The organism is Pseudomonas sp. W2Jun17 (assembly GCF_023127795.1).
GTDB classification, from domain to species: Bacteria; Pseudomonadota; Gammaproteobacteria; order Pseudomonadales; family Pseudomonadaceae; genus Aquipseudomonas; species Aquipseudomonas synxantha_A.
Window position 1 is genome coordinate 39,766 of sequence record NZ_SPKO01000024.1, and the last position, 13,414, is coordinate 53,179.

At 62.2% G+C, this 13,414-nt stretch carries 15 protein-coding genes; 13 read left to right on the forward strand and 2 right to left on the reverse strand.

The genetic code is table 11. From position 1 onward, the window contains the following. The first annotated feature begins 56 nt into the window (after nucleotides 1-56). The 8 genes from E4O98_RS12135 to hpaI all read left to right on the forward strand — a co-directional run bounded on the left by E4O98_RS12135 (nucleotide 57) and on the right by hpaI (nucleotide 7,358). Entirely contained in the window at nucleotides 57-722 is a 666-nt protein-coding gene (locus E4O98_RS12135; RefSeq protein ID WP_248135210.1) for a fumarylacetoacetate hydrolase family protein, read from the forward strand. After that, the gene (locus E4O98_RS12140) at nucleotides 719-1,489 is read left to right on the forward strand and encodes a fumarylacetoacetate hydrolase family protein (RefSeq protein ID WP_032880384.1); all 771 of its coding nucleotides are present in this window, start codon (nucleotides 719-721) and stop codon (nucleotides 1,487-1,489) included. The genes E4O98_RS12135 and E4O98_RS12140 overlap by 4 nt, the downstream gene beginning before the upstream one ends. A gap of 5 nt (nucleotides 1,490-1,494) precedes the next feature. Beyond that, nucleotides 1,495-2,955, forward strand: coding sequence for a 5-carboxymethyl-2-hydroxymuconate semialdehyde dehydrogenase (gene hpaE / locus E4O98_RS12145; RefSeq protein ID WP_103733836.1), 1,461 nt, complete (start codon nucleotides 1,495-1,497; stop codon nucleotides 2,953-2,955). A 154-nt stretch (nucleotides 2,956-3,109) separates the two neighbouring features. Further along, a complete protein-coding gene (hpaD, locus tag E4O98_RS12150) occupies nucleotides 3,110-3,967 on the forward strand; it encodes a 3,4-dihydroxyphenylacetate 2,3-dioxygenase (RefSeq protein ID WP_248135213.1) in 858 nt (285 codons plus the stop codon). Nucleotides 3,968-3,982: 15 nt separating this feature from the next. Beyond that, a complete protein-coding gene (locus E4O98_RS12155; protein ID WP_005789539.1) occupies nucleotides 3,983-4,375 on the forward strand; it encodes a 5-carboxymethyl-2-hydroxymuconate Delta-isomerase in 393 nt (130 codons plus the stop codon). 46 nt (nucleotides 4,376-4,421) lie between these two features. Next, nucleotides 4,422-5,726, forward strand: coding sequence for an MFS transporter (locus E4O98_RS12160; protein WP_032880378.1), 1,305 nt, complete (start codon nucleotides 4,422-4,424; stop codon nucleotides 5,724-5,726). Nucleotides 5,727-5,737: 11 nt separating this feature from the next. Beyond that, entirely contained in the window at nucleotides 5,738-6,541 is an 804-nt protein-coding gene (hpaH, locus tag E4O98_RS12165; protein ID WP_032880377.1) for a 2-oxo-hept-4-ene-1,7-dioate hydratase, read from the forward strand. 16 nt (nucleotides 6,542-6,557) lie between these two features. After that, nucleotides 6,558-7,358: a 4-hydroxy-2-oxoheptanedioate aldolase gene (gene hpaI / locus E4O98_RS12170; protein ID WP_032880376.1), complete on the forward strand. Its 801-nt coding sequence runs from the start codon at nucleotides 6,558-6,560 to the stop codon at nucleotides 7,356-7,358. Nucleotides 7,359-7,482: 124 nt separating this feature from the next. On the opposite strand, the gene hpaR is transcribed toward hpaI, so the two are convergent. Further along, nucleotides 7,483-7,905 (reverse strand): homoprotocatechuate degradation operon regulator HpaR, encoded by a 423-nt coding sequence (gene hpaR / locus E4O98_RS12175; protein WP_005789546.1) that lies wholly within the window; start codon nucleotides 7,903-7,905, stop codon nucleotides 7,483-7,485. A gap of 206 nt (nucleotides 7,906-8,111) precedes the next feature. On the opposite strand from hpaR, the gene E4O98_RS12180 reads away from it, so the two are divergent. The 5 genes from E4O98_RS12180 to E4O98_RS12200 are packed head-to-tail and all read left to right on the forward strand — an operon-like array spanning nucleotide 8,112 to nucleotide 12,180. Beyond that, complete coding sequence (locus tag E4O98_RS12180; protein WP_032880375.1) at nucleotides 8,112-9,410, forward strand: FAD-binding oxidoreductase; 1,299 nt, start codon at nucleotides 8,112-8,114, stop codon at nucleotides 9,408-9,410. Nucleotides 9,411-9,443: 33 nt separating this feature from the next. Continuing rightward, nucleotides 9,444-9,809 carry a cupin domain-containing protein gene (locus E4O98_RS12185; protein WP_103733832.1) on the forward strand — a complete coding sequence of 122 codons (366 nt, stop codon included), beginning with the start codon at nucleotides 9,444-9,446 and terminating at the stop codon, nucleotides 9,807-9,809. 11 nt (nucleotides 9,810-9,820) lie between these two features. Beyond that, nucleotides 9,821-10,642: a molybdenum cofactor biosynthesis F family protein gene (locus tag E4O98_RS12190; protein ID WP_078821794.1), complete on the forward strand. Its 822-nt coding sequence runs from the start codon at nucleotides 9,821-9,823 to the stop codon at nucleotides 10,640-10,642. Continuing rightward, a complete protein-coding gene (locus E4O98_RS12195) occupies nucleotides 10,635-11,438 on the forward strand; it encodes an SDR family oxidoreductase (RefSeq protein ID WP_148853589.1) in 804 nt (267 codons plus the stop codon). The genes E4O98_RS12190 and E4O98_RS12195 overlap by 8 nt, the downstream gene beginning before the upstream one ends. Further along, the gene (locus E4O98_RS12200; protein WP_032880369.1) at nucleotides 11,428-12,180 is read left to right on the forward strand and encodes an SDR family oxidoreductase; all 753 of its coding nucleotides are present in this window, start codon (nucleotides 11,428-11,430) and stop codon (nucleotides 12,178-12,180) included. Before E4O98_RS12195 ends, E4O98_RS12200 begins: the two co-directional genes overlap by 11 nt. Nucleotides 12,181-12,323: 143 nt before the next feature. Here the strand turns inward: E4O98_RS12200 and feaR are convergent, their stop codons facing one another. Then, on the reverse strand, nucleotides 12,324-13,265 hold the full coding sequence (gene feaR, locus E4O98_RS12205; protein WP_005789555.1) for a transcriptional regulator FeaR: 942 nt from the start codon (nucleotides 13,263-13,265) through the stop codon (nucleotides 12,324-12,326). Between the last annotated feature and the right edge of the window lie 149 nt (nucleotides 13,266-13,414).

Below are 13,414 nucleotides of genomic sequence, written 5' to 3' on the forward strand. Positions count from 1 at the left end.
ACGTTAACAACTTAACGAACTGCCTATGCAGCCGTCGTCACCGCCAGGAGAAACGCATGAGCCGTACCCTGCATGATGTTGCCAGCGGCACCCTGTTCGGCGTTGCGCTGAACTACCAGGGCCTGCTGGACCAACATCTCGCCGCCTTCGCGCAGGCGCCCTACCAGAAGCCGCCAACCAAGCCAGTGTTGTTCATCAAGACGCCCAACACCCGTAATGCCCATGGCGGCGTGGTGTTGCAGCCTGCAGGCGAGCGCCTGCAACCGGGCCAGGCGCTGGGCGTGGTGATCGGCCAGCGCGCCAGCCGCGTCAGCCTGGACAATGCCATGGCCCATGTCGCCGGGTATGTGGTGGTCAACGAATTCAGCCTGCCGGAAGACAGCTATTACCGCCCTGCCGTCAAAGCCAAATGCCGCGATGGGTTTTGCGCCTTGGGCCCGCAAGTGATTGCCCGGGATCAAGTGGCCAACCCCAACGAGCTGGCCCTCAAGCTCTTCGTCAATGGCGAACTGCGCCAGCAAAACTCCACCGCCCGTTGGGTGCGCGATATCCCGCAATTGATCGCCGAGATCAGCGAGTTCATGACCCTGCACCCCGGTGATGTGCTGATCACCGGTACACCGGAGGGCCGCGTGGATGTGCAGCCGGGTGATCGTGTTGAAGTTGAAATCACTGGCGTCGGCCGCCTGCTCAATATCGTTCAGGCGGAGGCACTGGCATGAAGCGCGCACGTATCCGTTTTGAAGGTCAGATCCATGCCGTGCAGGTAGACGACGATCACAGCGTGCGCCTCAGCGATGGCCGGCGGCTTGCCGAAGATCAGGTGCAATGGCTGCCGCCCGCCACCGGCAATATGTTCGCCCTGGGCTTGAACTACGCCGATCACGCCGCCGAACTGGCCTTCACACCGCCGACCGAACCGCTGGCCTTTATCAAGTCGGTCGGCACCTACACCGGTCACCGCCAAGTCACCTGGCGCCCGGACAACGTCGCCTACATGCACTACGAGTGCGAACTGGTGGCGGTGATCGGCAAGACCGCACGCAACGTCAAGCGCGCCGACGCCCTGGATTACCTGGCCGGCTACACGGTGTGCAACGACTACGCGATCCGCGACTACCTGGAAAACTACTACCGCCCCAACCTGCGGGTTAAAAACCGCGACGCCACCACCCCGGTGGGCCCGTGGATCGTCGACGTGGCCGATGTGCCCGACCCAGGCAACCTGAAATTGCGCACCTGGATCAACGGCGAGCTGCGCCAGGAAGGCAGCACTAAAGACATGATTTTCGATATCCCCTACCTCATCGAATACCTGTCCAGCTTCATGACCCTGCAACCCGGCGACATGATCGCCACCGGCACGCCCGAGGGCCTGGCCGATGTGGTGCCGGGCGATGAGGTGGTGGTGGAAGTCGAAGGCGTGGGCCGCCTGGTCAACCGTATTGTCAGTGAGACGGAGTTTTTCTCCGTGCGCAAAGAGGCTTGAGCACCATGATCAAACACTGGATCAACGGCCGTGAGGTCGAGAGCAAAGACGTATTCATCAACTACAACCCGGCCACCGGCGAGGCCATCGGCGAAGTCGCCAGCGGTGGTGCCGATGAAGTCGCACAAGCCGTGGCGGCAGCCAAGGAGGCGTTTCCCAAGTGGGCCAACACCCCGGCCAAGGAGCGCGCACGCTTGATGCGCAAGCTCGGCGAATTGATTGAACAGAACGTGCCGCGCCTGGCCGAGCTTGAAACCCTCGACACCGGCTTGCCGATCCACCAGACCAAAAACGTGCTGATCCCACGGGCCTCGCACAACTTCGACTTTTTCGCCGAAGTCTGCACCCGCATGGACGGCCACAGTTATCCGGTGGACGACCAGATGCTCAACTACACCCTGTACCAGCCGGTAGGCGTGTGCGGGTTGGTGTCGCCATGGAACGTGCCGTTCATGACCGCCACCTGGAAGACCGCGCCGTGCCTGGCGCTGGGCAATACCGCCGTATTGAAAATGTCGGAGCTGTCGCCACTGACCGCCAATGAACTGGGACGCCTGGCGGTGGAAGCCGGGATCCCCAACGGCGTGCTCAATGTGATCCAGGGCTACGGCGCCACCGCTGGTGATGCACTGGTACGCCACCCGGATGTGCGGGCGATTTCCTTTACCGGCGGCACCGCCACCGGCAAGAAAATCATGCAGACCGCCGGCCTTAAAAAGTACTCCATGGAGCTGGGCGGCAAGTCGCCGGTGCTGATTTTTGAAGACGCCGACCTGGAGCGCGCCCTCGACGCCGCACTGTTCACGATCTTCTCCCTGAACGGCGAGCGGTGCACCGCCGGTAGCCGGATCTTTATTCAGGAAAGCGTCTACCCGCAATTTGTCGCCGAGTTCGCGGCGCGGGCCAAGCGCCTGATCGTAGGCGACCCGCAGGACCCCAAGACCCAGGTCGGTTCGATGATCACCCAGGCCCATTACGACAAGGTCACCGGCTACATCAAGATCGGTCTGGAGGAAGGCGCCACACTGCTGGCCGGCGGCCTGGAGCGCCCGGCCAACTTGCCGGCGCACCTGAGCCGCGGCCAGTTTATCCAGCCAACGGTGTTTGCCGATGTGAACAACCGGATGCGCATCGCCCAGGAAGAAATCTTTGGTCCGGTGGTGTGCCTGATCCCGTTCAAGGACGAAGCCGAAGCGCTGCAACTGGCCAACGACACCGAATACGGGCTGGCGTCCTATATCTGGACCCAGGACATCGGTAAGGCTCATCGGCTGGCGCGCGGTATTGAGGCGGGCATGGTATTTATCAATAGCCAGAACGTGCGCGATTTGCGTCAGCCCTTTGGCGGGGTGAAAGGCTCGGGCACCGGGCGCGAGGGTGGCCAGTACAGCTTTGAAGTGTTTGCCGAGATCAAGAACGTGTGTATTTCCATGGGCAGTCATCACATTCCGCGCTGGGGTGTGTAGCCCAGGATCAAACAAGCCTCCTGTGGGAGCCGGGCTTGCCCGCGATGCAGACACCGCGGTCCTTCAGCCGTACCGAGTCGATGCAATCGCAGGCAAGCCAGCTCCCACAGGGACCTCACAAGCCTTACAAGAATAATTATTCAGGAGAATCATCATGGGCGAAGTGGTTCTGGCAGCGAAGATCTGCCACGTACCGTCGATGTACCTGTCGGAACTGCCCGGCAAGCATCACGGCTGTCGCGAAGCGGCGATTGCCGGGCACAAGGAAATCGGCCGGCGCGCCCGCGAACTGGGGGCCGACACCGCCGTGGTGTTCGACGTGCACTGGCTGGTCAACAGCGGTTATCACGTCAACTGTGGCGAGCAGTTCCAGGGCACCTACACCAGCAACGAGCTACCGCACTTCATCAAGAACATGGATTACGCCTACCCCGGCTGCCCCGAGTTGGGCGAGCTGATCGCCGCCGAAGCCAACCTGGCCGGCGTGCGCAGCATGGCCCATAACATCCCGAGCCTGGAGCTGGAATACGGCACGCTGGTGCCCTTGCGCTACATGCACATGGGCGTGCCCGAGGATCAAAAACTCAAGGTGATTTCCATCGCTGCCTGGTGCGCCTGGCATCGCCTGGAAGACAGCTTTGCCTTCGGCGCCGCTGTGCGCCGGGCCATCGAAAAGAGTGACCGCAAAGTGCTGGTGCTGGCCTCCGGCTCACTGTCCCATCGGTTCTCGGATGACCGCCAGGCTGAAGCGAATATCCACAACTGGACCCGCGAATTCGATAAGCAGATGGACCTGCATGTGGTGGACATGTGGAAACAAGGTCGCTTCAAAGAGTTCTGCGCGATGCTGCCGGACTATGCCGAACACTGCTTTGGCGAAGGCAAGATGCACGACACCGCCATGCTCCTGGGCCTGCTGGGTGGGCCGGACTATGCCCAGCCGGCCGAGATCATCACACCGCCGTTCGGCAGTTCGGGCACTGGCCAGATCAACGCAATTTTCCCGCTGTAGCTTTGGGAGAAACCTATGCCGCACTTTATCGCTGAGTACACCGACAACCTTGAACCTCAGGCCGATTTGCCTGGCCTGTTTGAAAAAATCCACCGCGTGCTGGGCGACAGTGGCGTGTTTCCGTTGGGCGGCATCCGTAGCCGTGGTGTGCGCCTGGACACCTGGCGCATGGCCGACGGCAAGCATGACTACGCCTTCGTGCACATGACCCTCAAGGTCGGCCACGGCCGCGACCTGGCCACGCGCCAGGCGGTGGCCGAAGCCGTGTTCGCGGTGATCACCGCGCACTTCGCCCAATTGCAGGCGCAGCGGTTGTTGGCGCTGTCGTTCGAGATGGTCGAGTTGCACCCACAGCTCAACTTCAAGCAGAACAATGTGCATGCGTTTCTGAATAACGCGGCGGGATAAAAACCTGCCCTCCCCTCACGGCCACTCAGACAAAAAGTACAACATCATGAGCACAGCCCACTCCACTGCAAGCCTGCGGCTTGCCGAGCACGACCGCACCCATCGTTTGGTGACCTGGCGCCTGATGCCCTTGTTGCTGGTGTGTTACCTGTTCGCCCACCTGGACCGTATCAACATCGGCTTCGCCAAGATGCAGATGAGCCACGACCTGCAGTTCAGCGACACGGTGTACGGCTTCGGCGCCGGGCTGTTCTTCATTGCCTATGCGCTGTTCGGCGTGCCCAGCAACATGGCCCTGGACCGGGTCGGACCACGGCGCTGGATCGCCTGCCTGATGGTGGTGTGGGGCCTGCTCTCCACCGGCATGTTGTGGGTGGAAAGTGCTAGGGGCTTCTACGTGCTGCGCTTTTTGCTGGGGGTGGCCGAAGCCGGATTTTTCCCGGGGATTCTGGTGTTTCTCAACCGCTGGTACCCGGCGCGGCGACGTGCCCAGGTCACCGCCTTGTTTGCCATTGCCGTGCCCATGGCCGGGGTGTTGGGCGGGCCGATTTCCGGGGCGATCCTGGAGAATTTCCACGCCGTCGGCAGCCTGCGCGGCTGGCAATGGATGTTCCTGATCGAAGGTGCGCCCGTGGTACTGCTGGGGCTGGTGGTGCTCAAGTGCTTGCCGGACAGTTTCGAAGTGGTGCACTGGTTGAGCAGCGAACAAAAACAGCAACTGCGCACCCAGTTGAGCAACGAAGAACAGCGCAAGACCATCACCTCGTTCAGCGGCATCCTGCGGGACCCGCAAGTGTGGCTGCTGGTGGCCGTGTACTTTGCGGTGATGCTGGCGGTCAACACCCTGGCGTTCTGGATGCCGACCCTGATCCACGGCGCCGGCATCGGCCGCGACAGTCAGGTCGGCTTGCTCAGCGCCGTGCCGTACCTGGCCGGCTGCTTCTTCATGCTCGGCTGCGGGCGCTCGTCCGATCGCCAGCGCGAGCGTCGCTGGCATTTATGCGTGCCCCTGCTGATGGCCGCTGTCGGCATTGCCGTCGCGGGCCTGGCGCCCGGCAATGCGCTGCTGGTGATGAGCGGGTTGGTGGTCGCCGGCATGGGCGCCAGCGCGGCGCTGCCGATGTTCTGGCAACTGCCGCCGGCGTTTCTTTCCAATACCACTCAGGCGGCGGGCATCGCCATGATCAGCTCGTTCGGCAGCATCGCCGCGTTCCTCGCGCCCTACCTGATCGGCTGGATGCGCGACGCCACCCAGAGCGCCAGCCTGGCCCTGTACGTACTCGCCCTGTTTATCGCCCTCGGTGGCCTGCTGGTGCTGCGCACTCAGGCCGCCATCGTCAACCCACACTAGAGACCGTTGCCATGCTCGACTCCCAGCAAATCCTCGCGGCCGCCGCCCACCTGGACCGCGCCGAACGCAGCCGCGAACAGGTGCGTCAGTTTTCCCTCGACTACCCCGGCATCACCCTCGAGGATGCGTACGCCATCCAGCGCGAATGGGTTGCGCAAAAGATCAAGAACGGGCGCACGCTCAAGGGCCACAAGATAGGCCTCACTTCACGGGCCATGCAGGTTTCTTCGAACATCACCGAGCCCGACTACGGCGCCCTGCTCGATGACATGTTTTTCGACGAAGGCAGTGATATTCCCTTCGAACGCTTCATCGTGCCGCGTGTGGAAGTGGAACTGGCGTTCATCCTTGGCAAGCCGCTCAAGGGCCCAAACTGCACGGTGTTCGATGTGCTCGACGCGACCGAATGGGTGATCCCGGCGCTGGAAATCATCGACGCACGCATCCAACAGGTCGACCCACAGACCAACGCCACCCGCAAGGTGTTCGACACCATCTCCGACAACGCCGCCAATGCCGGCGTGGTACTCGGTGGCCGGGCTGTGCGCCCCACCGAGATCGACCTGCGCAAAGTGCCGGCGGTGCTGTATCGCAATGGCGTGATCGAAGAGTCCGGCGTTTCGGCGGCAGTGCTCAACCACCCGGCCAAGGGCGTGGCGTGGCTGGCCAACAAGCTGGCGGCGCATGACGTCACCTTACTGCCGGGCCAGGTGATTCTCGGCGGCTCGTTTACCCGTCCGGTGGCCGCCCGCCCCGGGGATACCTTCCACGTCGACTACGACCTGCTCGGTTCGATCGCCTGTCGCTTCGTCTGAACACTGGAGGATTGTCATGGACATGCCTGTCAACCGCTTCAAACAACGCCTTCACAACGGCGAGGTGCAGATCGGTCTGTGGCTTGGCCTCGCCAATGCCTATAGCGCCGAGTTGGCCGCCAATGCCGGTTTCGACTGGCTGTTGATCGACGGCGAACATGCGCCCAACCACCTGCCGGGGATGCTTGCGCAATTGCAGGCCATCGCGCCCTACCCCAGCCAGGCGCTGATTCGCCCGGTGGTCGGCGACACGGCATTGATCAAGCAACTGCTCGATATCGGCGCGCAGACGCTGCTGGTGCCCATGGTCGAAAGCGCTGCCCAGGCCCAAGAACTGGTGCGCGCCCTGCACTACCCGCCCCAGGGTATTCGCGGCGTCGGCAGTGCCCTGGCCCGTGCTTCGCGCTGGAACAGCATCACCGACTACCTCGACCAGGCCGACGCGCAGATGTGCCTGCTGGTGCAGATTGAAAACCGCGAGGGCCTGGCCAATCTGGACGCTATCACCGCCGTCGAAGGCGTGGACGGTGTGTTCATCGGCCCCGCGGACTTGAGTGCGGCCATGGGGCATCGCGGTAACCCCGGGCATCCTGAAGTGCAGGCGGCGATAGAGGACGCCATCGTGCGCATTGTTCGAGCGGGCAAGGCGGCAGGGATTCTCAGTGCGGATGAACGCCTGGCGCGGCGCTATATCGAACTGGGCGCAACGTTCGTGGCGGTGGGAGTGGATACCACCGTGTTGATGCGCGGGTTGCAAAGCCTGGCCGGGAAGTTCAAAGACGTACCGGTGGCTGCCAATACCGGTGGTGTCTACTGAGATCCAATGTGGGAGCTGGCTTGCCTGCGATAGCGGTGTATCAGCGACAAATAAGCCAGCTGACCCGACGCTATCGCAGGCAAGCCAGCTCCCACAGTTGACCGGCGGTGGTTCAGTCATTAGTTCAGCGCTTGATGTTCTTCAAGTCATCCAGCAACCCCAGCAAGGTCTGGAATTTCTCTTCGCCAAGCTGATCCTGCAAACGCTGGTAGTTGGCCTCCATGCACTGGCTCATGGACTCGAAACTCGCCTTGCCCTTGTCTGCCAGGGTGATAAGCACCCGGCGCTGGTCCTGTTCGGCCTTGCGTCGGTGCACCATGCCGGCGGCTTCCATGCGCACCAGCACGCCGGTCATGCTCGGCTTGAGGATGCACGCCAGTTCCGCCAGTTGGTAAATCTCCAGCTCACCGTGCTGTTCGAGGATGCGGATGATGCGCCATTGCTGTTCGGTCAGGCCGTGTTCATTCAGGGACGGGCGGAAAAAACTCATCGCGGCCTCACGCGCTTGCAGCAAGGCCAGGGTCAGGGATTGTCGAGGTTTGGACATAGGATCAGGGTCACGAAGTATTTAGTTAATAATTTAACGAAACTCTAACATTCCCCGCCAGCGAGCGCGCTATAACTTGTGTGTGCCCTCGCCCGTGGCGCGCTGAATCAAAAACCCGGGCACGCAGGATCAAGACTTCCAGCCCGTCAGGGGCCCTAATGGAGGCATCCGCTTTAGCGCCTTCCTTCACTTTTTCAGGCTGCGCCATGATCAACATCGAAACCCCTACGTATTACACCGCCACCAAGAAATACAACCTCAGCTTCCCCACCCTGGAGCAAGACATCGACGCGGACGTCGTGGTGATCGGTGGCGGCTTTTCCGGGATCAACACCGCGCTGGAGCTGGCGGAAAAAGGCATCACCAATATCGTGGTGCTTGAAGCGCGCTACCTGGGCTTTGGCGGCACCGGCCGCAACGGCGGGCAGATCATGGCGGGCATCGGCCATGACCTGGAGAAGATCAAGAAGGACGTGGGCGAAGACGGCCTGCGCCAAGTGTTCGAGATCAGCGACCTGGGCGCAGATATCATCAAGAACCGCATCGCCAAGTACAACATCGATGCCGATTTCTGCCACGGCTACGGCTATATGGGCTTCAACGCCCGCCAGGAAAAAACTCTGCGCGCCTGGGAGAAGGACTTCAAGTCGGTCAACAGCCAGCATGAAATCCGCTTTCTCGGCGGCTCGGATGTGCAGCAGATCATCGGTTCCAACGCCTACACGAGTGCGCTGCTGCACATGGGCGGCGGGCATGTGCATTCGCTGAACCTGCTGCTGGGCGAGGCCACCGCGCTGGCCGGCCATGGGGTAAAGATCTTTGAGAACAGCCCGGCCCTGGAGGTCAGCTACGGCGAACGCATCACCGTGCGCACCGGGCGCGGTTCGGTACGCGCCGGCAAGTTGCTTTGGGCCTGTGACAGCTTTCTCAACAAGCTCGAACCGGAACTGCACCGCTCGACCATCAACACCTACGCGTTCCAGATGATGACCGAGCCGTTGTCCGAAGAATTGATCCAGCGCATCAGCCCGATCCGTGGCGCCTACAGCGATATCCGCCCGGTGATCGACTACTACCGCGTAACCAATGAAAACCGCCTGCTGTTCGGCGCCGCGACGCCTTTGGTCGAGCATATTCCCGGCGACCTGAAAGCCTGGAACCGCCACCTGATGCTGAAGATTTTCCCCTACCTCAAGGACGTGAAAATCGACCTGGCCTGGGGCGGCCCGATGGCGTGCAGCCCGAATCTGTTCCCGCAGATCGGCACCTTGCCGGGGCGCAGCAATGCGTTTTTCGTGCAGGGCTATTCAGGCTTTGGCGTCACGCCCAGCCACATCATCTGCAAGGTCCTGGCCGAAGGCATGAGCGAAGGCTCGGCGCGCTATGACCTGGTCAGCTCGATCCGCCGCCCGACCATCATCGGCAAGGACGCAATTCGCCCTCTGCTGCTGACGGCGGGCAAATCCTGGCACCAATTGTCCGGCTACTGGAACGGGCGTCGTTGATTCGCTTTTTTTCACTCATCAGGAACCACTGCCATGACCCTCACCACCGTCAAACATAACGTCCAGCTGTCGGAACTCGATGCCTGGGGCACCGTGGCCGACCTCGGCTCACAGATCCTTGAAGGCGAGGTGCGCGCCTTCGGCAAGATGACATTCGGCGCACCTACCGATGCGGTCAGCAGCGCTTACTTCGGCACCACCCGGGGCAAATTCCGCATGGTCTACCCGTTCGCCGAACAAGCCACGGTGGTCACCGGCGAGGTGATACTCACCGATGAGTCCACCGGCCAGTCCACCCGCTACAAGGCCGGTGACAGCTGGTTTGTGACCAAGGGCACGCCGGTGCTGTGGGAAGTGGTCAGCGAGAGTTTCGTCAAACACTACTTCGCCGTTGTTTAAGGAGCCTTGCCATGAGCACTTCTTCTGACTGGATCACCGTGGGCGCCCTGGCCGACGGTTTTGCACCCGAAGCGTTCATCCTGCCGAACCTCGCCGACCTGGCGGGCCAGACCTTCACTCTGCACTTTGCCAATGGCTGGCAGATCGAGCACCGCTTCGAACAGGAGCGCCTGGCCTGGCACGCCGCCGACGGTCACTCCAGCGGCAGTGCTGCCTACCGCGCCAGCTCAATTCGCCCGGGCCTGTACCTGGTGGACTTCATCAAGCACGAGGCCGGGCAAAGCTGGTCGATCAGCCTGGTGCTGGACACGCCGACTGCCTCCTTTACCGCGGTGATTGGCCGTATGCCGGAGCCGGCAGAGACCCACGAAGGTCTTTACCACCGCGCCCTGGCCGGCAAACCGCTGACCTCGGTGCACGCCGAGTTCCTCCACGGCAGCCTCGACCGGCCGTGGCAGGAGGGCCATTGCTTGCACGCCCCCACCGAGGAACTGGTGGGCCTGCGCAACCACTACCGCTACAGCCCCAGCGAGGTCTACGAGCACATCTACCTCAACCCGCGGTTCTATGCCTGGCAATGCCTTGAGGGTGTGGAGAAAGGCTTGTGCGACACCGACCGCTGCCATTACTACAAGATCGCCGAGCAGCTGTACCTGTTCGTCTGGCAGGAGAAGATCGTGCCCACCCTCGGCCTGGTGCTGATCGACCTGCAACAACACCGCAGCGACGGCAAGATCTTCGGCTATGCGGGGGCATCCTTCGACGCGCTGTCGAACTTCCCGATCAGTTCCTATTGCCAGGTGCTCAACCGCACGGAGTACCCCCGTGACTGAGGCGCGCACGGTGGTGATCACCGGGGCCGGCACCGGCATCGGCGCCGCCTGTGCCCGGCTGTACGCGCAGGAAGGCGCACGGCTGGTACTGATCGGCCGGCGCCGCGAGCCACTGGAACAGGTAGCGCAGGCCAGCGGCGGCCTGATCCTGGTGGGCGATGCCGCCTGCGCCGACACCTGGGAGGGCTTTATCCGCGAGATTCACGCCCACTACGGGCGTATCGACGTGCTGCTGGCGTGTGCCGGCGGTCATGGCCTGGGCAGCGCGACCCAGACCAGCCCGTCTACGTGGGAAGCGGCGCTGCGCAGCAACCTGGACAGCGCGTTCTACAGTGCCCGCGCCTGCCTGCCGCTGTTGCAGCAAAGCGCCGGCAGTGTCGTGCTGATCGGCTCCATCGCCTCGCTCGCGGCGGGGCCCGAAGTGTGCGGCTACACCACGGCCAAACATGCGTTGCTCGGGCTCAATCGCTCGCTGGCACGGGACTACGGCCCCCACGGCGTGCGCGTGAACGCGGTGTGCCCGGGCTGGGTGCACACGCCGATGGCCGATGCCGAGATGCAGCCGTTGATGGAGGCGTACGGCGACACCTTGCAGCAGGCGTACGAGCGCGTGTGTGCCGATGTGCCGCTGCGCCGTGCCGCCCGGGCCGAAGAGATCGCCAAGGTGTGCCGCTTCCTGGCCAGCGACGACGCATCGATCATTACCGGGGCCACCTTGGTGGCGGACGGTGGGTCCAGCATCGTCGACGTGCCGACACTGGCGTTTACGCGCCTGGAGCCTGCTAATGCCCAATGATCTGGATTTCAGCGACCAAGTCGTGCTGGTCACCGGCGGCGCCCAGGGGATTGGCCTGGGTATCGTCCAGGCCTTTGCCGAACGCGGTGCGCGGGTGGTGATTGCTGATCGCCTGCTGGAACAAGCTGAAAGGGTGGCCGCTGGGTTGTGCGCGCAGGGCTATCAGGTCGAGGCCGTGGGCGTTGACCTGGCGCAAGCCGAGGCGGTATTCGCCTGCGTTAAAGGGTTGGCGCAGCTGGATATTGTGGTGCACAACGCCGGGTATTTCCCTCTGACAGCCTTTGCCGACATCACCCCGGCGATCTTGCAACGCACCTTGGCGGTAAACCTTTCGGCGCTGTTCTGGCTGACCCAGGCGGCGTTACCGATGTTTCGTGAGCAAGGCCGGGGTTGCGTGCTGGTGACGTCTTCGGTCACCGGCAACCGGGTGGGTTATCCGGGGCTGAGCCACTATGCGGCGTCAAAGGCTGGGGTGAATGGGTTTATCCGCAACGCGGCGTTGGAACTGGCGCCGTTGAATGTGCGGGTCAATGGCGTGGAACCGGGCATGATCGCCACGCCGGCGATGAGCAACCTGGGCGATGCCGCGCTGAATGAGAGCATCGCCAGCCGTGTGCCACTGGGGCGTTTGGGCGCGGCTGCGGATATCGCCGGCGCGATGTTGTTTCTGGCTTCTGACCTGGCTGGCTATATCACCGGGCAGACCTTGGTGGTCGATGGTGGCTCCACCCTGCCCGAATAACGGGGACCCATGTGGGAGGGGGCTTGCTCCCGATAGCGATGGTTCAGTCAAATATCCAATGGCTGACACACTGCTATCGGGAGCAAGTCGAATCGTCGCACCGCCCCTCCCACATTGGATCTCCTGCAGCCTGAAGGACCTGTTTATGCCCCCACCGCCTGCAACCGGCTGGAACGAAAATCCTTGGGCGACACCTCGAACTGTTTCTTGAATGATCGGCTGAAGTGCGCCGAGTCGGTAAAGCCCCATTTGTAGGCAATCGAGGTGATCGACTCGCTACGCAGGAACGGGTTGGTCAAGTCGTCCGCACTGCGCTTGAGCCGCGCCCGCTGGATGTAGCGGCAGACGCTGTCGTCCTGCTCCTCGAACAAACGGTACAGGTGCCGCACCGAGATATTCAGGCGGTTGGCCAGGCCAATCGGGCTCAGGCCAGGCTGGCCCAATGACTCATCAATGACCTTTTGCACATAGCTGCGCAGATTATTGCCCTGCAACGCAGCAACGCCCTCGCGGCACTCATCACCCTGCTCCAGCGCCGAGCCCAGCAGCGACACAAAGGCCGCCTGCAGCGCGTCCACTTGCGTGGCGTCGTCATCAGTGTCGTCCTTGCACAGCTGATCCATCAACACATGCAACATACGCCCACAGGCTTTGGTCGAGGAGATCTTGCCGAACGCCAGCGCCTGGCCGCCCAGGTGCTTGCACACCTCGGTGCGCGGCAACGACAGCGAGGCATGTTCGATCAAACCAAAGGGGGTGATTTCGATGGAGCCCACCGAGTCCATCAACAGCATCTCGCCGGGGGCCAGCTGCACGGTCTGCTCGTTTTGGGTGATCTGCGAATAGCCGCTGCGCTGGCTGACCAGGAAGCACTCCTGGTCATTGTCGTGATCGGCGTGGTGCGTCGGGCGTTTGATCAGCCCGGCATTGGTGCGCAGGATGGCCAAGCCACGAGGCAAGTTGTGGATCTCGCCAATAAACAGCGAACGGTTGAAGGCCAGTTCGGTATCGAAGTGGCCGCACGCGGCGCGCAGTTCGCGGTTCCAGCTGTCGAGCCCGTCGGGTGCATGCTGTGGGATGCTCATGGGGGTGTCTCCGCAGTGGCGTTCTTTTTGTTGTTCTGATGCAATAGTTAACATGTTATCTATATGCACGCAACAACAACCTGTTTGCCCTTTGCAGAAGCACTAATGATGCCAAACGGTATGTGGGAGCAAGCCCCCTCCCACAGAGG

Excerpts from the sequence above, each read along its gene's own strand:
- E4O98_RS12140 (WP_032880384.1), top strand. The coding sequence starts at position 719 with ATGAAGCGCGCACGTATCCGTTTTGAAGGTCAGATCCATGCCGTGCAG.
- hpaI (WP_032880376.1), top strand. The coding sequence starts at position 6,558 with ATGGACATGCCTGTCAACCGCTTCAAACAACGCCTTCACAACGGCGAG.
- E4O98_RS12135 (WP_248135210.1), top strand. The coding sequence starts at position 57 with ATGAGCCGTACCCTGCATGATGTTGCCAGCGGCACCCTGTTCGGCGTT.
- E4O98_RS12160 (WP_032880378.1), top strand. The coding sequence starts at position 4,422 with ATGAGCACAGCCCACTCCACTGCAAGCCTGCGGCTTGCCGAGCACGAC.
- hpaE (WP_103733836.1), top strand. The coding sequence starts at position 1,495 with ATGATCAAACACTGGATCAACGGCCGTGAGGTCGAGAGCAAAGACGTA.
- feaR (WP_005789555.1), bottom strand. The coding sequence starts at position 13,265 with ATGAGCATCCCACAGCATGCACCCGACGGGCTCGACAGCTGGAACCGC.
- E4O98_RS12190 (WP_078821794.1), top strand. The coding sequence starts at position 9,821 with ATGAGCACTTCTTCTGACTGGATCACCGTGGGCGCCCTGGCCGACGGT.
- hpaR (WP_005789546.1), bottom strand. The coding sequence starts at position 7,905 with ATGTCCAAACCTCGACAATCCCTGACCCTGGCCTTGCTGCAAGCGCGT.
- hpaD (WP_248135213.1), top strand. The coding sequence starts at position 3,110 with ATGGGCGAAGTGGTTCTGGCAGCGAAGATCTGCCACGTACCGTCGATG.
- E4O98_RS12185 (WP_103733832.1), top strand. The coding sequence starts at position 9,444 with ATGACCCTCACCACCGTCAAACATAACGTCCAGCTGTCGGAACTCGAT.
- E4O98_RS12200 (WP_032880369.1), top strand. The coding sequence starts at position 11,428 with ATGCCCAATGATCTGGATTTCAGCGACCAAGTCGTGCTGGTCACCGGC.
- E4O98_RS12180 (WP_032880375.1), top strand. The coding sequence starts at position 8,112 with ATGATCAACATCGAAACCCCTACGTATTACACCGCCACCAAGAAATAC.
- hpaH (WP_032880377.1), top strand. The coding sequence starts at position 5,738 with ATGCTCGACTCCCAGCAAATCCTCGCGGCCGCCGCCCACCTGGACCGC.
- E4O98_RS12155 (WP_005789539.1), top strand. The coding sequence starts at position 3,983 with ATGCCGCACTTTATCGCTGAGTACACCGACAACCTTGAACCTCAGGCC.